This window comes from Paractinoplanes brasiliensis (assembly GCF_004362215.1).
GTDB lineage: Bacteria > Actinomycetota > Actinomycetes > Mycobacteriales > Micromonosporaceae > Actinoplanes > Actinoplanes brasiliensis.
The window spans coordinates 3,204,056-3,225,514 of record NZ_SNWR01000001.1 but is presented as its reverse complement, the minus strand read 5'-3'; the positions used below and the strand labels follow the sequence as shown (position 1 = coordinate 3,225,514).

Sequence of the window (21,459 nt, the reverse complement as noted above, 5' to 3'; positions counted from 1 at the left end):
GTGGGTACGTTCACCGGCTCCTTCAAGGGCTTCGGGGTGACCTTCGCGCACATGTTCCGCAAGGTCATCACGACCGACTATCCGTTCTCGCCGCCCACACCGGCGCCGCGCTACCACGGGCGGCACATCCTCAACCGGCACCCGGACGGCCTGGAGAAGTGCATCGGCTGCGAGCTCTGCGCCTGGGCCTGCCCGGCCGACGCGATCTACGTCGAGGGTGCGAACAACACCGATGAGCAGCGGTTCTCGCCGGGTGAGCGCTACGCCGGGATCTACCAGATCAACTACGCCCGTTGCATCTTCTGCGGGCTCTGCATCGAGGCCTGCCCGACCCGTTCGCTGACCATGAGCAACGAGTACGAGCTGGCCCGCGACAGCCGGCAGGACCTGATCTTCACGAAGAAGGAACTTCTGGCCCCGCTGCTGCCCGGCATGGAGCAGCCGCCGCACCCGATGCGCCTGGGCGAGACCGACAAGGACTACTACGTCGGTGCTCTCACCAACCCGGGCACCTCGGCCGGAGCGGAGCGGGCGCCGTGGTCGGACGCGGGCACGGAGGACGCGGCGTCCACCGCCGGCGCCGCCGACGCCCGTGCCGAGACCGCGGGCACGCTGCACAACCCGGGCAAGAGCGCGAAGGAGGCCGTGTGATGGACCACGTGTCCACCGGTGAAGCGGTCGCCTTCTGGATCCTCGGCTCGCTGGCCGTCATCGGCGCCCTCGGCATGGTGATCGCCCGCAACGCGGTGCACTCGGCGCTGTGGCTGGTCGTCACGATGCTCTGCCTGGGCTTCCTGTACGTGGTCAACTCGGCGCCGTTCCTGGGCGCGGTACAGATCATCGTGTACACCGGCGCGATCATGATGCTGTTCCTGTTCGTGCTCATGCTGGTCGGCCGGGACGCCTCGGACTCGCTGATCGAGACGCTACGCGGACAGCGGATCGCCGCGATCCTGCTCGGTGTCGGCCTGGCCGCGCTGATGGGCGCCGGGCTGGCCCGCTCGATGGGCGACATCCCGGCCGTCGGGCTCGACGAGGCGAACGCCGGCGGCAACGTCCAGGGCCTCGCCTCCCTGCTGTTCACCCGGTACGTCTTCGGCTTCGAGATCACCTCGGCGCTGCTGATCACCGCCGCGGTCGGCGCGATGATCATGGCGCACGTCGAGAAGGCCAAGGAGGACGTGGTCGACCAGGTGACCCGGATGAAGCAGCGGTTCCGTCCCGGCAACCACCCCGGTCCCAAGGCCGGCCCCGGCGTCTACGCCAACACCATGTCGGTCGCCGCGCCCGCACGGCTGCCCGACGGCAACGGCGCCGAGCGGAGCATCTCCCCGATCCTGCCGATCCGTGAGCTCACCGCGGACGAGGCGGCACCGAAGGGAACTGAGAAGTGACTCCCGACTACTACCTGGTGCTGGCGGCGATCCTGTTCACCATCGGCGCCACCGGGGTGCTCATCCGCCGCAACGCGATCGTGCTGTTCATGTGCATCGAGCTCATGCTCAACGCGGCAAACCTGGCCCTGGTCACCTTCAGCCGGATCAACGGCAACCTGGACGGCCAGATCATCTCGTTCTTCGTGATGGTCGTCGCGGCCGCCGAGGTCGTGGTGGGCCTCGCGATCATCATGTCGATCTTCCGTACGCGGCGCTCGGCGAGCGTCGACGACGCAAACCTTCTGAAGTACTAAAGGGGCCTTCACGTGGAACCAACAGTGGAGTACGCCCACGCGACGGGGGCGCTGAGCGGAATCTGGCTGCTTGTCGCCATTCCGCTGGTCAGCGCCGCGATCCTGCTGCTCCTCGGCAAGCGGGCCGACAAGTGGGGGCACTGGCTCGGCGTCCTCTCGGTGGCTGCCTCCTTCGTGCTTGGGTTGATCTTCTTCTTCAGCCTGCGCGGTCTCGACCCGGAACAGCGGTCGGCCGAGCTGAGCCTGTGGGACTTCATCGCCGTCGGGAATCTGCACGTCGACTTCGGGTTGCTGTTCGACCCGCTGGCCGGCGTGTTCGTCCTGCTGATCACGGGTGTCGGATCGCTGATCCACCTGTACGCCGTCGGCTACATGGAGCACGACCCGGGCCGGCGGAAGTTCTTCGCCTACTTCAACCTCTTCGTCGCCGCGATGTTGCTGCTGGTTCTCGGCAACAACTACGTGATGCTGTACTTCGGCTGGGAGGGCGTGGGTCTTGCGTCGTACCTGCTGATCTCGTTCTGGTACACCCGGCCGTCCGCGGCCACCGCCGGCAAGAAGGCGTTCCTGATGAACCGGGTCGGCGACGCCGGCCTCGCCATTGGCATCTTCCTGATGTTCGCCACGCTCGGCACCACCCAGTACGACGAGGTCTTCGGCAACGTCAGCGCGCTCAGCTCCACCACGGTGCTGATCCTGGGTCTGCTGCTCCTGCTGGGCGCGGCCGGTAAGTCCGGCCAGTTCCCGCTGCAGGCGTGGTTGCCCGACGCCATGGAGGGCCCGACCCCGGTCTCGGCCCTGATCCACGCGGCGACGATGGTCACCGCGGGCGTCTACCTGATCGCCCGCTCCAACGCGATCTTCACCGCCAACACCACGCTGCAGACGGTCGTGGTCAGCGTCGGCGCGCTCACGCTGCTGATGGGCTGCATCATCGGCGCCGCCAAGGACGACATCAAGCGGGTGCTGGCCTGGTCGACCGTGAGCCAGATCGGCTACATGTTCCTCGGCGTCGGGCTCGGCGGCGGGGCGTACGCGCTGGCGATCATCCACCTGCTGGCGCACGGCTTCTTCAAGGCCAACATGTTCCTCGGCGCCGGGTCGGTCATGCACGGCATGCACGACCAGGTGGACATCCGGCGCTTCGGTGGCCTGCGCAAGTACATGAAGTGGACGTGGCTCACCTTCATGATGGGCTGGCTCGCGATCATCGGCATCCCGCCGCTGTCCGGCTACTTCTCCAAGGAGCCGATCATCGCGGCGGCCTTCGAGCGCGGCGACTGGACCTCCTGGCTGTACGGCATGGCGGCCCTGCTCGGCGCGGGTCTGACCGCGTTCTACATGACCCGCCTGTTCGTGCTCACCTTCCACGGTCCCGAGCGCTACACCGAGGACAACAAGCACCCGCACGAGTCGCCGTTCATCATGACCGTGCCGCTGATGCTGCTGGCCCTCGGCTCGATCGGCGCGGGCTGGCTGATGTCGACCTCGGTGCCGGACTGGCTCGAACCGGTCTTCGGCGCGGAGGAGGGGCACCACGAGGCGGTCCTGTCGCACACGCTGATCACCATCCTCAGCCTGGTGGTGACGGTGATCGGCGCAGGCCTGGCCTGGGCGCTGTTCCGCAACGGGACGGCACTGCAGGAGCAGCCGGCCGGGGTCGTGGTGACCGCGGCCCGCCGCAACCTCTACACCGACGCGTTCAACGAGGCGGTGTTCGAGCGGCCCGGCATCTATCTGACCCGGGCGCTGGTCTTCCTCGACAACAAGGGCATCGACGGGCTGGTCAACGGAATCGCGGCCGGTGTCGGCGGCAGCTCCGGGCGCCTCCGGAGACTCCAGACCGGCTTCGTCCGCTCGTACGCCCTCTCCATGCTCACCGGTGCCGTCGTGGTCGTCGGCGCCTTCCTCGCGATCCAGCTTGGGTGGTTGGCGTGAAAGATTTCCCGTTTCTCTCCATCCTGACCCTGCTGCCCCTGGTGGGCGCCATCGCGGTGGCGCTCATCCCGCGGGCGAAGGCCGAGCTGGCCAAGACCGTGGCGCTCGCCTGGTCACTGGTCGTCCTGGTGCTCAGCATCTTCATGTGGATCGCCTTCCAGGTCGACGGCGACCGCTTCCAGTTCCGCGAGTCGTACGCCTGGATCCCGTCCTGGGACGCCCGGTTCACCTTCGCGGCGGACGGCATCGCGCTCGTCATGCTGATGCTGATCGCGATCCTGTTCCCGGTCGTGATCCTGGCGTCCTGGCACGACGTGGACAAGAGCAACCGCTCCGCCCCGACGTACTTCGCTCTGCTGCTGGCCTTCGAGTTCACGATGATCGGCGTCTTCGCGGCCGCCGACATCTTCCTGTTCTACGTGTTCTTCGAGGTCATGCTCATCCCGATGTACTTCATCATCGGGTCGTTCGGCGGGCCGCGCCGCCAGTACGCGGCGGTCAAGTTCTTTCTCTACAGCCTGGTCGGCGGTCTGTTCATGCTGGCCGCGGTCATCGGGCTGTGGGTGGTCGGCGGGCACACCTTCGACTGGACCAAGCTCACCGAGGCCGCCTCGTCGATCGACCAGAACACGGCCCGCTGGCTGTTCCTCGGCTTCTTCGTCGCGTTCGCGATCAAGGCGCCGTTCTTCCCGTTCCACACCTGGCTGCCGGACGCCGGTGGCGCGGCCCCGGCCGGCGCCGCCGCACTGCTCGTCGGCGTGATGGACAAGGTCGGCACGTTCGGGATCCTGCGGTACTGCCTCTCGCTGTTCCCCGAGGCGTCGCGCTGGTTCGCCCCGGCCGCCCTGGTCCTCGGCGTCATCGGGATCATCTACGCCGCGCTGCTCGCGGTCGGCCAGAACGATCTCAAGCGCCTGGTGTCGTACACGTCGATCGCGCACTTCGGCTTCATCGGCATCGGCATCTTCGCCTTCACCACCCAGGCCGGCACCGGCTCGGTGCTCTACATGGTCAACCACGGCCTCGCCACCGGCCTGCTGTTCATCGTGGTGGGCATGTTCGTCGCCCGCCGCGGCTCCAACCTGATCAGCGACTTCGGCGGCGCCGGTAAGCTCGTCCCGGTCCTGGCCGGGGTGTTCTTCTTCGCCGGTCTCGCCTCGCTGGCGCTGCCCGGCACGGCCCCGTTCATCAGCGAGTTCCTCGTGCTGATCGGCACCTTCACGGTGCACCCGGCATACGCGGTGGTAGCGACGGCCGGCATCATCCTGGCCGCCGCCTACGTGCTCTGGATGGTGCAGCGCACCACGCAGGGCACCCTCAACCCGGCCCTCACCGAGGTGCCGGAGATGAAGAAGGACATCACGCTTCGCGAGAAGGTCGTGGTGGCCCCGCTGATCCTGTTGATCATCCTGCTCGGCTTCTATCCCAAGCCGGTCACAGACGTGATCAACCCCGCGGTGCAGGCGACCATGCAGGACGTCGGCGTCGAGGATCCGGGGCCGACGGCGGTCGTCGCTAACGAAAGGGTGGCGCGCTAGCCATGGAGGACCTGAAACTACCCGGCATCGACTACGGCGCGCTGTTGCCGATGCTGATCCTCTTCGGAGCGGCGTGCCTCGGCATCCTCGTCGAGGTGTTGACGCCCCGCCGGTCGCGCCACTCGATCCAGCTGACCCTCGGGTTCCTGGCCATCACTGTGGCGTTCGTGGCGGTGATCGTCCAGCACAGCACCCGGAAGATCACGATTGGTGGCGCGGTCGCCGTCGACGGTCCCACGGTCTTCCTGCAGGGCGCGATCCTGGTCCTCGGCCTGGTGTCGCTGATGCTGATCGGTGAGCGCTCGATCGAGCGGGGCGGCCCGTTCGTCTCGCAGGCCGCGATCACGGTGGGCTCGCAGAAGGACCTCAAGCAGGCCGGCGACCAGCCCGGCCTGACCGAGGTCTACCCGCTCACCCTGTTCGCCCTCGGCGGCATGACGCTGTTCGTTGCCGCGAACGACCTGCTCACGATGTTCATCGCGCTCGAGGTCTTCTCGCTGCCGCTGTACCTGCTGTGCGCGTTGGCTCGCCGGCGTCGACTGCTCAGCCAGGAGGCCGCGCTCAAGTACTTCCTGCTCGGCTCGTACGCCTCGGCGTTCTTCCTGTTCGGCGTGGCGCTCATCTACGGCTTCGCCGGCGGCGTCTCGCTCGCCCAGGTGCACGCGTCCGTCGCCAACCCGGAGCGCAGCCAGGTCCTGCTCTACGCCGGGCTCGCCCTGATCTCGATCGGTCTGCTCTTCAAGGCGGCCCTCGCGCCGTTCCACGTGTGGACGCCCGACGTCTACCAGGGCGCCCCGACGCCGATCACCGCGCTGATGGCGGCCTGCACCAAGGTCGCCGCGTTCGGCGCGCTGCTGCGCATCCTGTACGTCGCCTTCGACGGCGTGCGCTGGGACTTCCAGCCCGTGCTCGGCGCGATCGCGGCGCTCACGATGCTGGTCGGCGCCGTCCTGGCGGTCACCCAGACCGACATGAAGCGCCTGCTGGCCTACTCGTCGGTCGCGAACGCCGGCTACCTGCTGGTCGGCGTCCTCGCACTCAACGAGGAGGGTCTCAGCAGCACGATGTTCTACCTGGTGGCGTACGGCTTCTCGGTCCTCGCCGCCTTCGGCATGGTGACCCTGGTGCGCGACGCCGACGGGGAGGCCACCCACCTCGCCCGCTGGGCCGGGCTGGGGCGCAAGAGCCCGCTGTTCGCCGCGACCTTCACCTTCATCCTGCTGGCCTTCGCCGGTATCCCGCTGACCAGCGGCTTCACCAGCAAGTTCGCGGTCTTCGGGGCGGCCGTCGAGGGCGGCCAGACCTGGCTGGTCATCTTCGGCGTGATCACCAGCATGCTGCTGGCGTTCCCCTACCTGCGGGTGGTCGTCATGCTGTGGCTCTCCGAGCCCGGCGATTCGACGCCGACGGTCTCGATCCCGGGGTTCCTCACCTCGGCCGCCCTGGTCATCGGCGTCGCGGCGACGATCGCCCTGGGTGTCGTGCCTGCCCCGCTGATCGATCTGACCAGGGATGCAGCACAGTACGTCCGCTGATCACCAACGGCAAGGCCCCGGCCGGAATCGGTCGGGGCCTTGCCGTTGCCCCGGCCGACGCCGCGCAGCGAGCGCGCCAAGCTCAGCTGCCCGTGGCGCCAAGCGCGGTCAAGCTCTGCTCCCGTGGCGCCAAGCGCGGTCAAGCTCAACTCACGCGGCGCCAGCGCGGCTCACGCGGCGCTGCTGCGCCAACGCGGTCGAGCTTCAGCTCGTGCGGTCGGCGATGAAGTCGCAGAGGCCCTCAAGTGCTCGCTTGGCGTCGCCGTCGGGCAACGGCGCCAGCTCGGCCCGCGCCTCCTCGGCGTAGGTCCGCACGGTCTCGCGCGCCTTTTTCATCGCAACCGATTCCCGCAGCAGCGTCAGCGCCTCGGCGTGCAGATCGTCGTCGGTGAGCGGCCCGCTGGCGAGCAACTCGCGCAGCCGTACCGCGGAGGCGTCGGTGTCGTCGCCCGCCAGCGCATAGAGCACCGGCAGCGTCGGCACGCCCTCACGCAGGTCGGTGCCCGGGGTCTTGCCCGACTGCACCGACTCGGACGCGATGTCGAGCAGGTCGTCGGAGAGCTGGAACGCGATGCCGATCGTCGCGCCGTAACCCGCCAGGGCCTCGACGTGTTCGGCCGGGGCGCCCGAGAACAGGCCGCCGAACCGCGCCGACGTGGCGATCAACGAGGCCGTCTTCTCCGTGATCACGTGCAGGTAGTGCTCGATCGGGTCGCTGCCGCGCGGGCCCACCGTCTCGGCGATCTGCCCGTGCACGAGCCGCGCGAACGTGCGCGCCTGCAGATGCACCGCCTCGGGCCCGAGCGAGGCGGCCAGATCGGCTGCCTGAGCGAACAGGTAGTCGCCGACCAGGATCGCCACCGAGTTGCCCCAGCGGGAATTCGCACTCGGGGCGCCGCGCCGCACGGGCGCCTCATCCATGACGTCGTCGTGATAGAGCGTCGCCAGGTGGGTGAGCTCGACCACATTGGCCGCCGCCACGATCTCGGGGGCGCCCGGGTCGCCGAACTGCGCCCCCAACGCCACCAGCATCGGCCGGAACCGCTTGCCACCCGCATCAGCGAGATGCCGCGCAGCCTCGGCCACCAGCGGGTCGGCGCTGGCCACATAGCCCCTCAGCGCCTCCTCGACAGCGGTCAGCGTCGCCGACACCGACGCATCGACCGCGGGATCGATGTCGAGGCCGAGCGACGAGAGCGTCATATCACCGGTGCTCACCACGCTTTCACGATGCCACATGGGTCCGACGACTTCGGCCTCAGGGGTCGCGGCAACAAGATCAAAATCAAGATCTGGCACACGTACGCCACGTCGCCTCCCACACCCGCACCCAGGGCAGTCCCGGGGGCGCCTCGCGACGTGCGTGAGACACTGGGCCGCTGCGCGTGCTCCGGCCGTGGTGGTGGGTAACGCGCCCGCAGCGCGGGCTCAGGCTGTGGCGGCCACTGAGCCGCAGTGGGAGCTTGGCTGGGCAAATACCCGCCTTGCACTGCGCTTCACCTGTGGGTGGTCATTGGGCCGCAACGCGAGGCCGACTGTGTTGTGGTCGTCAGCCCGCAGCGCAGGCTCCAACCGTGAGCTGTGGGGGTGGGTCACGCGCCCGTAGTCGCGGTGACCGGCTCCGGGGCATGGCGCCGCAGCAGGTGGCTGCCCAGCAGCATCGCGCCCGCCGCGGCCAGCATGGCCCCCGCGGCGACGAACCACATCGTCGGGTAGTCCGTGGCCGTGGCCAGGGTGCCCAGACCGAGCGGGCCGAGGCAGCCCCCGGCGTACACCCCGGTCTGGGTTATCGACGTCGCCGCGGCGGGCGCCTGGGGGTGCAGCCGGACGACCGCGAAGTTCATCAGCCCCGGCCATGACCAGCCGAAACCGAAGCCGAGCACCACCCCCGCGACCAGCGACAGGTTTCCCGGCACGGCGAGCAGGGCCAGGCCGCCTGCCCCGGTGAGCAGCAGGCCGGCGATCACCGCGATGGTCCGGTCCGGCCGGCGGTCAGCCAGCCAGCCGCCGAGGATGCGCGCGGTCACGCAGACAGCACTACCCAGCGTGAGGGACAGACCGGCCGGACCCGGAGATATACCGCGCGCTACCGCACTGTCTACGAGGAACGTGCCCAGCGCGTTGGCCGCCGCGGCGGCGAGTGTGGCGGCCACGCCGACGACGATCAGCGCGCCCGTGGCGCGTTTGGCCGGCTTGGGCGTCCTGCGGCGGCCGACCCTCGGTTCGGCCGGGACGAGCAGCAGAGCGGACGCCGCAAGCACGGCGATGAAGACGAACGCCCACCGCCAGCCCAGGGTCAGCGCGATGGCCGGCACCGCGGCCCCGGAAAGCAGGGTCGCCACCGGGATGGCAGCCTGTTTGATGCCGAACGAGAGGCCCTGCCGGCGGGGCGGCACGTGCCGGGACAGGGTCGCGTTGCCGGCGAGCTGCCCCATCGCGTTGGCGGCGGCGCCGAGTGCCAGGATCGCGATGAGACTCCACAATGTATTCGCGAAGGCCGCTACGCCCAGCAACGACGCCGCCGCGAGGGTGATACCGGCGCGCGACATCCGCGTGGCGCCGTAGCGCTCGACCAGATAGCCGGCCGGGATCGAGGCGAGCGCGCTCGCGCCGAAGTACGCCGACACGGCGAGGCCGAGCCCGGCCGGCGAGAAGTCGAGTTCGTCGCCGATCTGCACGGCGAGCCCGCCGACGAGGAACACCGGAATGCTGACCGCGATCGTCGTCGTCAGCGCGCCGGTGGAGGCGCGAAACGCGCTGGTCGGCGTGCTCGGCGAGGAAAGAACTCTGAGCTTCGCCATCTCTCGCAGACTAGGCGGACAGAATGCATCCGTGCGCTCAGAGTGCTAATGACCACACGCGTCGTGCAAATCGATCGTGATCCACATGGTTTTGGCATTCCCTCGGAGGAAGATTATTCATATGGTGTAAGTCCCTGGCGTCGGAGGTAGCTGTGCGCGACCCCCTGGCGGAGCCGTCCGACCTGATTCGGAGCGTGTCACGCGCCTTGCGCGTGCTCGAGTCGGTCGGCCGGGCGCCCCGCGGACTCACCGTGAAGCAGATAGCGCGACGGTGCGAATTGACCGTCGCGACGACGTACCACCTTGTGCGCACTCTGGCCTACGAGGGTTACGTGATCCGCCGTGAGGACGGCACGTACATCGTGGGTCTGGAGATCGCGGACAGGTATCGGGAACTGGTCTCCGCCTTCCGGGGTCCCCCCGCGGTGGGGGAGGCGTTGCGCCGTGCGTCGCTCGACAGCGGTTACAGCCACTACCTGGGCCGCTTCGTCGGCGGCCGGATAGCGGTGACCGCGTCGGCCGAGGGCGCCCGTTCGCCGTTCATCGACGACATGTCGCCCGGCTTCGACGAGGGCGGTCACGCGACGGCGCTCGGCAAGGCCCTGCTCGCCACGCTCACCCCCGACCAGCGTGCGCGCTATCTGCGTGACTACGGCATGCGAGCGTTCACCCCGGCCACGTTGACGACCCCGGAAGCCCTCGAGGCCGACCTCGCCGCGGGGGAGCGGCGCGGCATGCAACTCGAGATGGGCCAGTTCCGGCAGGGCCTGGCCTGTGCGTCGGTGCTGGTCATCGCGGATCGGGACATCGAACGGCGCCTCGTGCTGGCGTGTGCTTTGCCGGCCGCCGAGATGCTCACCTCGGCACGGGTCGTACGGGCGAAACTGACCGCGGCGGCCCGCAACGTCGCCGAGGCGCTTTCCGCGGGCGAGTCGGCCACGGCCTGACTTGCAGACCTAAGGCTCCGTTGAACCTCCGGCGGCTCCCTCCCGTAAAACACCTTGCAAGGGGGACATCGTCGGAGGGTGGTGACGGGTGCACTGCGAGCACGAGCACGATGACGGGGCGTACGTGCTGGGCGCCCTGTCGCCGGCGGAACGGGCTGCGTACGAGGGGCATCTCGCCACGTGCTCGTTCTGCCGCGAGGCCGTCGCCGACATCTCGGCCCTGCCCGACCTGCTGTCCCGGCTCGACGCCAAGGAGTTCGCGAAGCTTCTCGACCCGTCGCTGACCAGTGGGGACGGTCACCCCGGAGCCGCCTTCCGCGACTGGGCGACCAGCGAATGGCAAACATTGGCGCCGGATGCCAAGCGTCGCAAAAAGGGCAAAGCATTCCGCGTGCGGGTGATGAGCACCGCCGCCGCCGCAGTGCTGGTGGCGCTCATCGGCGTCGGCGTCTTCGCCTGGACGAGGGACAACGCCGCTCCGGCCGCCCCGCCCACCGGTCCCGCCGTCGCGATGACCGCGGTGCAAAGTTCGTCCCCGGTGACCGCCTCCGTACGCCTGACCAGCACGTCCGGCGGCACGAAGGTCGACCTGACCTGCTCCTACAGCGCCTCCGCGGCCCGGCCGTACACGTTCCGCATGATCGCCTACGGCCCCGACGAGCAGCAGGAACAGATCGGCTCCTGGCAGGCGGCGCCCGGCGCGGAGTTCACGATGAACAGCGTCACCCACTTCGGCCGGGACAGCCTGTCCCGGCTTGAACTGGTGCAGTACGACGGAAAGGTGCTGCTCGCCTACGACGTCCCCTGACCTTTTGATTCCAGGTCAGCGGGGTGGCAGGGTGGTGGCCGGCTCGACGGTGGCGGCCGTCGGGTCGGCCGCCGTCTCTCCTCGGCGGGGGCGGCGGCGCAGCGCGTCGGCCGTAAAGATGATCAGGGCCACCCACACGAGAGCGAACCCGGCGAGGCGGGCCGGCGGCATCGGCTCGTGATAGATGAACAACCCGACGGCGAGCTGCAGGATCGGCGCCACGTACTGCAAAATCCCGATCCCCACCATCGGCACCCGGTTGGCCGCCGCCGCGAAGAGCAGCAGAGGCAGCGCCGTGGCCAGCCCCGAAAAGATCATCAGCGTGGTGTGCAGAGCCGAAACGTGCCCGAACTTCGCATCCCCGGCGGCGCTCAGCCACCCGATGTAGGCCAGGGCGGGAAGCGCCAGCACCGACGACTCGACGAACAGACCCTCGGCCGGCGGCAGCGACATGCGCTTCTTGACCAGGCTGTAGGTGCCGAAACTGGCTGCCAGCAGCAGGGCGATGTACGGCAGGTGGCCGTAGTCGACGGTCAGCACGGCCACCGCGATCGCGCCGAAGCCGACCGCGACCCACTGCAGGGGCCTCATCCGCTCCCGCAGCACGGTCACACCGAGCAGCATGATCACCAGCGGCGTGATGAAGTAGCCGAGCGCCGTCTCGACCACCCGGCCGGAGTTGACGCCGTAGATGTACGAGCCCCAGTTGACCCCGATGAGCACCGCCGCGAGCGTCAGCCCGCCGAGCAGCCGGGGCGAGCGGACCAGGCGCTTGATGAAGGCCCAGTTCCGCATGGCCGCAAGCAGCAGGCTGACGAACACAACCGACCAGACGACCCGATGCGCGAGAATCTCGAGCGGCGACGCCGGCTGCAAGTGCTTGAAGTAGATCGGGAAAAAGCCCCACAGCCCGTACGCCGCGAGGCCGTAGAGGTATCCGCGCCGTTCGTCGCTCATGCCCTCACCGTAAGGTCTCGACGAGGTTCCGGTCCTTGCCTATGGCCGACCTCACCGCAGGGCCCGCAGGTCACACTCCATCCAGCGCCCCGGCTCCACCGCGGCAAACCCGTGTGGGGCGTACACGTCATGCGCATCCCGGGTGACCAGCAGAAACCGGTTGAGCCCCCGCGCCGCATAGTGATCGCGCAGGTGCCGGACGAGCCACCCGCCAATCCCGCGCCCACGATGCGCCGGGTCGACGTAGACGTCACAGAGATAGGCAAAGACGGCCCCGTCCGTCACCACCCGAGCCACAGCGACCTGATTGCCGTCCCGGTCATAGACCCCGTACGGCTCGGACCCGTCCAGGGCGGCACGCATCTGCTCGAGGGGCCGTCCCAAGGCCCAGTACGCATCGGTGGAAAGCCAACGATGCACGGTGTCCAGATCAACCCGCTCCCGCGCGGCGCTCAGCTCATACCCGTCCACACGAATTTCGTCCGACATCCCGCCGAGTCAAGCCGCAAGATCCTCCATCCGCCAGCGCTTTCCCACCCCGCCACCGGCAGATGTGCCCCCGCCCCAGCGGCCTGGTGTCCCGGTGGCGGTCGGCCTCACCCGTCCGCAGGCGCCCTACCCTCCGCGCTCGCCGGAGACAGGCCGTCACGGGCCAGTCGCCGACGGGACGTAGCGTCGGCCGTGATGGGGTGTCCGCCGACGATCAGCAGGGGGTGCTGGTCGCCGGCGGCTCTGGGCTGCCGCCTGTCGGCGGAGGGGAAGGTCAGTCGTCGCCGTCGGGGATGAGCATGTTGAGCAGCCAGCTGACGATGCCGACGAGCAGCGCGCCGAGTACGGCGCTCGGCCAGAACTCGTCGACGTGGAACGGCAGGTCGAACTGCCCGGCGATCCAACTCGTCAGCAGGAACAGCGCGCCGTTGACCACCAGCGCGATCAAGCCCAGCGTGAGCACGTAGAAGCCGCAGCCCACAACCTTGATGATCGGCCGAAGCACCGCATTGATCACGCCGAAGATGACCGCCACGATCAACAACGTGATGATCTTCTCCGACACCTTGTCGGTGGTGAGTTCGATGCCGTCGATCAAGACGGTGGCCAGCCACAACGAGAACGCCGTGATCAGAAGCCGAATGATGAGGCCCATGGCCCGGAATGGTGCCACGATCACGCCACTCACGGCCGCAACACTCCCCGATCTTGCCCATCTTGCGACCAAGGCCGCACATATCGACGATCACTGGGCGGGACCTCAGCGGCTGCAGGGCTTCAGCGGCCGGGTGGGCCTGTCAGCTGGATTTCGATGGGGGTGTGGGCCAGGGCGGCCCAGCGGACAGCGCGGCGGTTGACGACGCCGACCATGTCGGGGCGGATGCGGGTCATCCACTGGGCCACCTCGCCGAGGCCGAGGGCGCCGCCGATCAGCGTGGCCTCCTCGGGGCGCAGCGGCTGGAGGATAAGCAGGTCGGCCCGGGACGCCACGTCGACGTCGGCGGCGGAGAACTCGTCGCGGACCACGAGCGTGGCCTGCCAGCCCTCACCGGGGCGGTTGTCGGCGCCGACCGGGCCGATGTCGACCACGATGAGAAGGGGGTGCAGGGCCGAGCCGGGGGCGATCTCGATCGGGCGGCCCGGGGGCACCACCGCGATCGACTCGCCGGGGACGGCCGCTCCGCGGACGAACGGCTCCCAGGCCCTGGGCCGAGCCGTCTGCACCACCACCCGGGCACCGAGGGCCATCGCCCGCAGAGCCACCAGCTGGGCCGCCCTGACGCCGCCCACCAGCAGCGCTCTCGTCAGCTCGGGCCGGAACAGGCGGATCACGACGGGGCTGCCATGGCGGTTGCGCCCGAGCATCAGACCCGACGTGCCGACCGGCAGGTGGAGCCCTTCGAGCAGTTCGGCCGGTTGCACCCCGTCGGCCGGAAGCCCGGGCACCGCGCACGGCAGGCCGCCCAGCGGCAGCGTCGCGAAGAGGCCCTGCAGGTGTTCGCCGTCGAGGCGTGGCGCGCTCGCCCGCTCGCCGGAGAGCAGCTTTTGCAGCGCTTGAGTGGCGACCGCCAGCGAAGTCGCCTCGGGCGCGGCCAGCCGCACCGTCATGTCGAGCGGGGTGACGGCGTGCGCGGCCTGGGGCCCGGCGGTCATCGACACGGTCGTGGCGGCAGCGGGCAGCGTGAGCAGTCGGGACACCAACCGCCGGGACGTTTCGACCTGCGGGTCGGGCCAGCGCCGCAACCGGAACGTGGTCTGAGTCAGCCCGCCGACCCGCAGGGCGGGCCACGCCTCCTGCGCCGGCTCGGTGCCGTCGTCGTGGGCCAGTTCGGCGATGACCCGCAGGGCGGCCGGCTCGCCGAGCGGACGGGCGGGCACCGCCGACAACCGGCGCACCAGCTTGCGGGCCAGGCCGGACAGGGAGCGGCGCAGCTCGTCCTCGGACCACCCCTCGGCCCGCAGCACCCGCACGGCGAGCAGCGCCCGGCTGTGCCCGAGCAGGCGGCCCTCGGTGAGCTGACGATAGGAGTTGGCCGGCGTGCCCATGCCGGCGCGCAGGGACGGGGCCGGAGCCCCGGTCAGCAACAGCTGGATCATGACCGGTGGCAGTTCTGCCTCGGCCGAGGGCAGCAGGGTGGCGGGGGAGGGCACGTCGGATGCTTCCTCGGCCAGCAGACCGGCCGGGTCGCCGAGCTCGAGGACGGCGGTGAGGCCGTGCCCGTCGACGACGACCGCCGCCGGATCGCCGGCCAGCTCGGTCTGCTCGACGCGGGCGCCCGGAGCGAGGAACCGCAGAAGCGCCATCGGGTCGGAGTCGACCGCGGTGGAGTGGCGACGGGCGCCGAAACGAAGAGCGACGCCGAGCCACTCGAACGCCCAGCGACGGCGCAGCCGCAGCCAGGTCAGCCCGAGAACGGACAGGCCCAGGACGACTCCGGCGACCAGCCCGATCGGACCGCTGACCCAACCGAGCGCCACTGCGACGGCGGCGACCTGGGTGGCCACCAGCTGGCCGGCCCGGACGCCGAACAACCGTCCACGTCGGAGCGGACGTGGGCTGACCTCGGGTCGTGGCCGCGCGGGACCGGAGAGCTCGCGGTAGTCCCGATCGCCCGCCACGCCGACCGTCACCGTCCACCGCCCTTCGCCGCATCGTCCTCGTGCGGCGCCCATCGTATGGGCTCAGGACCATCGTGGGGCACCCTGTGGACAAGTGCCAGAGTTATCCACAGCCCCCGATTCGGGGGTGTCGCGGCTTGACGACTTTCGCTACGGTCGGCGACGTCAGGAAACGAGTAGTCGGCCGGTCACGGCCCGCCCCCCGAGGCTTGTGGTCAGGGGTTAGCCTGGTGGCCAACGTCGATGTGTCGCAGGTGAATGATCACCGTCCGTCCACTGCGGATCATGACATGACCGGCGAACCGAACGAGAAAGCGGGGTGACTTCCGGGTGGCCGGATCAACGCAAGTAACGACGGAAGAGATGGCAGCTGCTGCCACCAACTTCGACAACGTCAACCAGGGCCTGCAGCAGATGCTGTCCACGTTGATGAACGAGCTGTCGCAGCTCAGTGGTGCCTGGAAGGGCATGGGCGCCGCGGCGTTCGAGCAGGTCAAGCTGCAGTACGAGACCGACCTGAAGAAGCTGAACGCGGCGCTGGCCGACACCGCCGAGTCGATCCGGGTGTCCGGCACCGGGTACAGCTCGACCGACACCGACGCTGCCAGCCGTGTGACCGGCTCCGGTGGCAACTTCTCGCTGCCGCTCTGACCCGGGGGAGGACAAAGACATGGCTAACGACGGAGTGCTTCTCGTCAACTTCGAGTCGCTGCGAGGCGCGGGCGCCAACATCGCCAAGGCGATCAGCTCGTTGCAGCAGCAGCTCAGTGACCTCGAGCGCGACTCGAAACGGCTCGTCGAGTCGTGGGACGGCGAGGCGCAGGCGGCCTACTACGCACGGCAGGAGGTCTGGCGCTCGTCGGCCAACGACCTGACCAACATCCTGCAGAACATCAAGTCCGCCGTCGACCAGTCGGCCGACGACTACGTCAACACCGAGAAGCAGGCGACCGCGCGCTTCCAGTAAGACGCCCGTACTTGGACGGCCGGACCAGTCATGTGACTGTCCCGGCCGTTTCGCCTTTCCGTGCCCGACAGCACGCCCTTTAAGTCCGTTCTTGCGAAGCTTGTTGTCGCCCGAACGCGTACTGGCCCATCTGGGCGATCCGACTACGATCAGTTGTTGTTTGATCGCTGGCAGCGACTGAAACGGCGTGCCGGAGTGCGTTCGGACGCATACTTAGGGCTTCGACCACCTGCTTTACTTATCTGCGTACCGCCGCCCATTGTGATCGTGGCCTGACCTTGTAGGTTGTACGCGTTGAGATGGCCTCGTCGCGCGTGGGGAGAGGTGGACGTGTCCGAGTGGGAGCCGGCTACGGACGCCGAGGTCGCTATGCGCGATGCTTTGCGCACAGACGACCAGGAGTCGTACTTCCGTATTCTCTCCGGTGTTGACCTGCTCTTGCCGGTCTCCGCCGATGCATTGGCGGGCCTGGCCCCGCTCGGTTGGGGCACCTGGAGCACGGGTGGCCGCACGCACGTGCTGGCCTTCACGTCGACGGCGGCGTTGCAGTCCTGCCTGGCGGACTACACGGGTTCGGCCCGTCGGGTTCCCTACGCGGAGCTTGCGAACACCTGGCCCAACCTCGAGTGGTGGCTGGCCGTCAACCCGGGTCTGCCGATCGAAGGTTATCTTCCGGCTTGGTTCGTGGCGCAGCTCTCCCGCGGCGACCTGAGGCTGCCGACCCGCGGCCCGGGTCGTGCCGAGTCGGCCAGCACGTCCGGCAAGATGCAGGATCTGCAGGCCGCGGCGCTGGCGGCGAACGCGGCCGCCGCCCGTAAGGACGCGGAGCCGGCCCGGCCGGGTGGTCCCACCCACGACGACGCCCCGATGACCGCGGCCACGGGCTCTTATCCGCGGTATCCCGGCACCGTCGCGTCCGGTTACGGCCAGGCGCCGGCCGCCTATGGACAGGCCGCCGCGAACACCTACGGCGGCGCCTACGCCCACACGCCGGGTGAGCCGCCCGCGAGCGAGCTTCCCAGTCGCACGCCGGAGCAGCCCGCACGCCCTGGGACCCCCGCCCTGCCCGCTCGAACATCCGCCGTGGAACAGGCGCCCGCCACCGGACTGCCCACCCGCGCGCCGGCCTACGGCCAGCCGGCGGAGCCGACGCCCGCTCGCCCGCCGGCCTATGGTCAGCCCGCCGGACAGGCCCCGGCTTACGGCCAGACCGCAGATCAGGCCGGCGGCCTGCCGACCCGCTCCCCGGCGGCGACCTTCGGCCAGGCCGCTGGGCAGGCGCCCAGTGGCGGCTTGCCCTCGCGTGAGCCCGCCGCCGACTACGGCCGCCCCGCTGCGGCCGCGTCTGCCAGCGCCCCGCCCGCGGTCTACGGCCGCCCTGCGAGCGCCCCTCCCGCTTACGGTCAGCCCGCGAGCGCCCCTCCCGCTTACGGTCAGCCCGCGAGCGCCCCTCCCGCTTACGGTCAGCCCGCGAGCGCGCCTCCGGCTTACGGTCAGCCTGCGAGCGCCCCTCCGGCTTACGGTCAGCCCGCGAGCGCCCCTCCCGCCTACGGGCAGCCCGCGAGCGCGCCCGCCCCCTATGGCCAGCCTGCCGGCACCCCCACGGCCTATGGGCAGCCGACGAGTCCGCCTCCGGCCTACGGCCAGCCAGCCGGCCCGCCCTCTGCGAACGGCCAGCCCACCAGCCCGGCCGCCGCCGGCCACGCCCCCATCCGCCCGGGTGGCCTCGGCCAGCCCACGGCTACGCCCGGCTTCGGTCAGCCCACGGCCACGCCGGGCGCTTACGGCCGGCCCGCAGCCGCACCTGGCGGCGCCGCACAGCCCACCCCCGGCAGCTACGGTCAGCCCACGGCCACGCCCGGTGGTTACGGACAACCCTCCGCCGCTCCGGGCGGCTACGGCAGGCCTCCGGCGGACACGGGCGGTCTCGGCCGGCCCTCGGCCCCGCCGGCGTCCCCCGACTCGCCCGGCGCGCAGCCCGGGCAGGTCGGCCCCGGCGGTCTTCCGGTTCGCACGCCCGGCACAGTTCTGCCGAGCGGCCTGCCCGCCCGCGCCCCGAGCGCGTCGACCGCCCCGGCAAGCGCGCCGCCCGCCCTCGGCCAGTCCCCGGCCTCCTTCGGCCGGCCGATGAGCGGCCCGCCCTCGTCCGGGTCGGCCCGACAGGCCAGTGCCCCTCCCGCGCAGAGCCCTGTGGTGCCCACGGCCTATCAATCGCCGGCTGTTCCGCCCGCGCAGCCGCCGGCCGTCGGTGGTCGTCCCGCGCCCGCGGGCGGAGACCCTCGCGGCCCCTTGCCGGCCCCGGACGCGCCGCTGCCGGTCCGCACCCCCATGGCGCAGACGCCGCCGGTGCCCGACAACTTCAGCCCGCACAACCCGGACGAGACGCCGTTCAATCCGAGCTGGTCGGCGTCGGCTCCGCCCGCCACGCCCTCGCGTTCCGGTCCTAGTGCCCTGAGCGAGCTGCCGCGCCGCCAGCCCTCGACCAGCGGTGGTTTTCCGCAGGGCCCGGCCTCGCCGCAGGCGGCCTCGGCGCAGCCGTCCGCGTTGCCGCCCATCTCGGCCCCGCCGGCCCCCTCGAACCCGGCGCCCGGCCTGTCGCGGGCGGGCACGCCCGGATTGCCCACCGAGCCCAATCCCGGCTTTGGCACTCCGTTGCCCCGCCGCCAGGCTTCCTCGTCGACGGAAGCCCCCGCCGGCATGACGTCGTTCCCGGCGTTCCAGACCAAGTCCGACGCCGCCGCGCAGCAGTCGCCGCCGATGACCCCGCCGGTCATCCCCGGCTCGCCCGGTAGCGACCGCCCGGCCCGCCTCGGTGCTCAGCCGCCGCTGGACAGCCGGCCGTCCTCTCCCGCGCCGCAGGCGCCGCCTCGTCCGGAGTTCGTGCCGGCCAACGAGGTCGAGCAGGATCTGTTCGACGCCGCGAACGCGCACAACACCGACTCCTACCTGTCCACGCTTCTGCTGGCCACGATCCTGGTGCCGGTGGCCGACCATTCGCGCCCGGGTAGTTCGCCCGGCGAGTCCGGGTTCGTCTTCCGCACCGAGCAGGTCGACGACGAGACCTTCCTGGTCGTGTTCACCAGCCGCGACAGGCTTGCCGAGCACTTCTCCGAGCCCACCCGTACGGTCGGTGTGCGCTTCGTCGAGCTGATCCGTAACTGGCCCGACCCGGCCTGGTCGTTCGCGGTCAACCCGGACGGCCCGATCGGCGCGAAGTATCCCGGCCCGCAGGTCATCGCCCTGGCGAACTGGGCCGCCGAGTCGGGCCTGGGCAACGACGCGGACGGCCCGCTCGAGGACGTGGCGCCGGTGCCCCCGCCCGAGCCGGCCAGCGACGACAAGCAGCACGCCACCGTCATGCAGAAGACGGTGCCGCCGGACCAGGTCGACTACTACCTCGAACGCGGCTACGACCGGGTGGCCGGTTTCGTGCATCGCGCCACCGAGGTCGAGCACCTGCGTACACCGGCTGAGCTCCTGGGCGCCCTCGGCTTGAGTTACGACGCCTCGCCGCATCAGCAGGACGCCAAGGAGGCGTACGTGTTGAGGTGGCCGGCGTATCGCCCGAGCCTCTACCGCATCCCCTACGGCGGGCAGAACGAGCAGGCCCTGCGCGCGATGGACGGCTGGGTCATCGAGCGCCCGCCGTTCCGGGGCAACGGGTTCGCGCCCGGTGAGGGCCGTGACGTGATCGCCGAGTTCAAGGTGGACAGTGTGCGGCTGCCGCACGGCGCGCAGCTGTGGCGTATCGACGCGGACGGCAACGAACGCATGGTTGCCATCTTCGACAACGACGGTCCGCTCTGGCGCAGGGTGGGTGAGCAGTGATGCGTGACGGCTACGTGGTCGCCTGGCAGGGCCGGGAGTACGACGCCTCGCCCGACGGCGACAACGTGCGGATCTACCGGTCGGATGCGGCCGACGGCTTCGAAGAGGTGCGTCCGGGCCGCTATGTGAGGGTGCTGACCCCGGAGGACTACGACGAGCTGGTGTACGTCCGCACCACGTGCACGTGGCGTGGCGCCCCGTTCATCGTGCTCGCCGAGGCCAATTCGTGGCTGCGTCTGGAATACACGGGGGGCCGCGCGCCGATCGCCCGTCAGCTGGGCCTCGAGGAGTTCGACTTCGGCGTCTATCAGGGCTGGGCGCCGATGCACGAGGTCTCGGACCTCAGCGAGCAGCGCATCTAGCCTGCTGTCCTAGTTGGACTTCAACCAGCGCAGCACCTCGCCGGTGACCACGTCGGTCGCTTCCTGGTGCAGGAAATGCCCCACCTCGGGGATCAGGCGCCACTCGTACGGCGCCAGCACGTAACGCCCGGAACCCTGCGCTGTGCGGGGCAGGGTGGCCGTGTCGAGCCCGCCGTGCAGCTGCAGCGTGGGTGTGATCAAGGGCTTCTGCATCAGCTTGACGAACCGGTATCCCTGCAGCCGCAGGGCGCTGCGGAACACCCAGCGGTACGCCTCCAAGGCGCAGAACGCCGCCTGCGGGATCTGCATGGCTTCCCGGCAGCGGGCCACGTAGTCGTCGAACTCGGGTGTTTCCCTCCACTGAGGACCTGTCCAGCGGGTCATCAGTTCGGCCACCATCGCGGCGTTGTCGCGGGTGAGGACGTGTTCGTAGCGCGGCACCTGGAAGCGCAGCGCGGCCGACGACGCCGCGAATTGCCCGCGCGGGTCGGCGAACAGCGCCGCCCGCAGCCGCAACGGGTGGGCCGCGCCGAGCACAACGAGCTTGTTGACCAGTTTGGGATGGAACGCGGCGGCCGCCCAGCCGATCATGCCGCCGGCGCCGGCCCCGACGATCGTCGCGTTGCGTTCGCCGAGAGCCCGGATCAACCCGGTGATGTCGGCGGCCATCGTGTAACCGTCGTAGCCCCGTGGCGGTTTGTCGCTCGCCCCGTAGCCGCGCAGGTCGATCGCGACGGCCCGGAAGCCTGAGTCGGCGATGCGGGGCAGCACGTCGTGCCAGGCCCACCAGAACTCGGGGAAGCCGTGCAGGAACAGCACCAGCGGGCCGGTTCCCGCCTCGACGACGTGGAAACGGCTGCCGTTGGCGCCGACGAAGCGATGGGTCCAGGGCCCGTCCACCAGTACGCATGACTCGTCCACCCGACTGCCCATGGCCTCAGCCTAGGCGTTGGGGTCGACAACGAGCGCGTGGCGGCCGC

Annotated in this window: 19 protein-coding genes; 12 read left to right on the top strand and 7 right to left on the bottom strand. The window is 70.0% G+C overall.

Annotated features, from left to right (window positions below; translation table 11 throughout):
• The 6 genes from nuoI to nuoN are packed head-to-tail and all read left to right on the top strand — an operon-like array spanning window position 1 to window position 6,701.
• Window positions 1-651 (top strand): NADH-quinone oxidoreductase subunit NuoI, encoded by a 651-nt coding sequence (nuoI, locus tag C8E87_RS14380; RefSeq protein WP_133873568.1) that lies wholly within the window; start codon window positions 1-3, stop codon window positions 649-651.
• On the top strand, window positions 651-1,394 hold the full coding sequence (locus tag C8E87_RS14375; protein ID WP_133873567.1) for an NADH-quinone oxidoreductase subunit J: 744 nt from the start codon (window positions 651-653) through the stop codon (window positions 1,392-1,394). Before nuoI ends, C8E87_RS14375 begins: the two co-directional genes overlap by 1 nt.
• Complete coding sequence (gene nuoK / locus C8E87_RS14370; RefSeq protein WP_133873566.1) at window positions 1,391-1,690, top strand: NADH-quinone oxidoreductase subunit NuoK; 300 nt, start codon at window positions 1,391-1,393, stop codon at window positions 1,688-1,690. The genes C8E87_RS14375 and nuoK overlap by 4 nt, the downstream gene beginning before the upstream one ends.
• A gap of 12 nt (window positions 1,691-1,702) precedes the next feature.
• Window positions 1,703-3,628, top strand: a complete 1,926-nt coding sequence (nuoL, locus tag C8E87_RS14365; RefSeq protein WP_133873565.1) for an NADH-quinone oxidoreductase subunit L — start codon at window positions 1,703-1,705, stop codon at window positions 3,626-3,628.
• Complete coding sequence (locus tag C8E87_RS14360) at window positions 3,625-5,166, top strand: NADH-quinone oxidoreductase subunit M (protein ID WP_133873564.1); 1,542 nt, start codon at window positions 3,625-3,627, stop codon at window positions 5,164-5,166. Before nuoL ends, C8E87_RS14360 begins: the two co-directional genes overlap by 4 nt.
• Before the next feature lie 2 nt (window positions 5,167-5,168).
• Window positions 5,169-6,701 (top strand): NADH-quinone oxidoreductase subunit NuoN, encoded by a 1,533-nt coding sequence (gene nuoN, locus C8E87_RS14355; RefSeq protein ID WP_133873563.1) that lies wholly within the window; start codon window positions 5,169-5,171, stop codon window positions 6,699-6,701.
• A gap of 204 nt (window positions 6,702-6,905) precedes the next feature.
• On the opposite strand, the gene C8E87_RS14350 is transcribed toward nuoN, so the two are convergent.
• Window positions 6,906-7,940 (bottom strand): polyprenyl synthetase family protein, encoded by a 1,035-nt coding sequence (locus C8E87_RS14350; protein ID WP_133873562.1) that lies wholly within the window; start codon window positions 7,938-7,940, stop codon window positions 6,906-6,908.
• Window positions 7,941-8,293: 353 nt separating this feature from the next.
• On the bottom strand, window positions 8,294-9,502 hold the full coding sequence (locus tag C8E87_RS14345; RefSeq protein WP_133873561.1) for an MFS transporter: 1,209 nt from the start codon (window positions 9,500-9,502) through the stop codon (window positions 8,294-8,296).
• A gap of 152 nt (window positions 9,503-9,654) precedes the next feature.
• Between C8E87_RS14345 and C8E87_RS14340 the strand changes: the two genes are divergently transcribed.
• Complete coding sequence (locus C8E87_RS14340) at window positions 9,655-10,449, top strand: IclR family transcriptional regulator (protein WP_133873560.1); 795 nt, start codon at window positions 9,655-9,657, stop codon at window positions 10,447-10,449.
• Window positions 10,450-10,537: 88 nt separating this feature from the next.
• Window positions 10,538-11,257, top strand: coding sequence for an anti-sigma factor family protein (locus C8E87_RS14335; protein ID WP_133873559.1), 720 nt, complete (start codon window positions 10,538-10,540; stop codon window positions 11,255-11,257).
• 15 nt (window positions 11,258-11,272) lie between these two features.
• Here the strand turns inward: C8E87_RS14335 and rarD are convergent, their stop codons facing one another.
• The 4 genes from rarD to eccE all read right to left on the bottom strand — a co-directional run bounded on the left by rarD (window position 11,273) and on the right by eccE (window position 15,322).
• Complete coding sequence (gene rarD, locus C8E87_RS14330) at window positions 11,273-12,214, bottom strand: EamA family transporter RarD (RefSeq protein WP_133873558.1); 942 nt, start codon at window positions 12,212-12,214, stop codon at window positions 11,273-11,275.
• 51 nt (window positions 12,215-12,265) lie between these two features.
• Complete coding sequence (locus C8E87_RS14325) at window positions 12,266-12,703, bottom strand: GNAT family N-acetyltransferase (RefSeq protein ID WP_133873557.1); 438 nt, start codon at window positions 12,701-12,703, stop codon at window positions 12,266-12,268.
• 274 nt (window positions 12,704-12,977) lie between these two features.
• Window positions 12,978-13,358 (bottom strand): phage holin family protein, encoded by a 381-nt coding sequence (locus tag C8E87_RS14320; RefSeq protein ID WP_133873556.1) that lies wholly within the window; start codon window positions 13,356-13,358, stop codon window positions 12,978-12,980.
• Window positions 13,359-13,480: 122 nt separating this feature from the next.
• Window positions 13,481-15,322, bottom strand: a complete 1,842-nt coding sequence (eccE, locus tag C8E87_RS14315) for a type VII secretion protein EccE (protein ID WP_239080365.1) — start codon at window positions 15,320-15,322, stop codon at window positions 13,481-13,483.
• Between the two features lie 330 nt (window positions 15,323-15,652).
• Between eccE and C8E87_RS14310 the strand changes: the two genes are divergently transcribed.
• The 4 genes from C8E87_RS14310 to C8E87_RS14285 all read left to right on the top strand — a co-directional run bounded on the left by C8E87_RS14310 (window position 15,653) and on the right by C8E87_RS14285 (window position 20,479).
• Entirely contained in the window at window positions 15,653-15,973 is a 321-nt protein-coding gene (locus C8E87_RS14310) for a WXG100 family type VII secretion target (protein ID WP_275409101.1), read from the top strand.
• Between the two features lie 19 nt (window positions 15,974-15,992).
• The gene (locus tag C8E87_RS14305) at window positions 15,993-16,289 is read left to right on the top strand and encodes a WXG100 family type VII secretion target (protein ID WP_133873553.1); all 297 of its coding nucleotides are present in this window, start codon (window positions 15,993-15,995) and stop codon (window positions 16,287-16,289) included.
• Between the two features lie 330 nt (window positions 16,290-16,619).
• Window positions 16,620-20,117, top strand: a complete 3,498-nt coding sequence (locus tag C8E87_RS46645) for an SseB family protein (RefSeq protein ID WP_341771735.1) — start codon at window positions 16,620-16,622, stop codon at window positions 20,115-20,117.
• Window positions 20,114-20,479 carry a UCP033725 family protein gene (locus C8E87_RS14285; protein WP_133873552.1) on the top strand — a complete coding sequence of 122 codons (366 nt, stop codon included), beginning with the start codon at window positions 20,114-20,116 and terminating at the stop codon, window positions 20,477-20,479. Before C8E87_RS46645 ends, C8E87_RS14285 begins: the two co-directional genes overlap by 4 nt.
• A gap of 9 nt (window positions 20,480-20,488) precedes the next feature.
• Here C8E87_RS14285 and C8E87_RS14280 read toward each other — a convergent pair whose 3' ends face one another.
• A complete protein-coding gene (locus C8E87_RS14280; protein ID WP_133873551.1) occupies window positions 20,489-21,412 on the bottom strand; it encodes an alpha/beta fold hydrolase in 924 nt (307 codons plus the stop codon).
• Window positions 21,413-21,459: the final 47 nt, after the last annotated feature.

Excerpts from the sequence above, each read along its gene's own strand:
- C8E87_RS14375 (WP_133873567.1), top strand. The coding sequence starts at position 651 with ATGGACCACGTGTCCACCGGTGAAGCGGTCGCCTTCTGGATCCTCGGC.
- nuoN (WP_133873563.1), top strand. The coding sequence starts at position 5,169 with ATGGAGGACCTGAAACTACCCGGCATCGACTACGGCGCGCTGTTGCCG.
- C8E87_RS14350 (WP_133873562.1), bottom strand. The coding sequence starts at position 7,940 with ATGTGGCATCGTGAAAGCGTGGTGAGCACCGGTGATATGACGCTCTCG.
- C8E87_RS14345 (WP_133873561.1), bottom strand. The coding sequence starts at position 9,502 with ATGGCGAAGCTCAGAGTTCTTTCCTCGCCGAGCACGCCGACCAGCGCG.
- rarD (WP_133873558.1), bottom strand. The coding sequence starts at position 12,214 with ATGAGCGACGAACGGCGCGGATACCTCTACGGCCTCGCGGCGTACGGG.
- C8E87_RS14325 (WP_133873557.1), bottom strand. The coding sequence starts at position 12,703 with ATGTCGGACGAAATTCGTGTGGACGGGTATGAGCTGAGCGCCGCGCGG.
- C8E87_RS14320 (WP_133873556.1), bottom strand. The coding sequence starts at position 13,358 with ATGGGCCTCATCATTCGGCTTCTGATCACGGCGTTCTCGTTGTGGCTG.
- C8E87_RS14305 (WP_133873553.1), top strand. The coding sequence starts at position 15,993 with ATGGCTAACGACGGAGTGCTTCTCGTCAACTTCGAGTCGCTGCGAGGC.
- C8E87_RS14280 (WP_133873551.1), bottom strand. The coding sequence starts at position 21,412 with ATGGGCAGTCGGGTGGACGAGTCATGCGTACTGGTGGACGGGCCCTGG.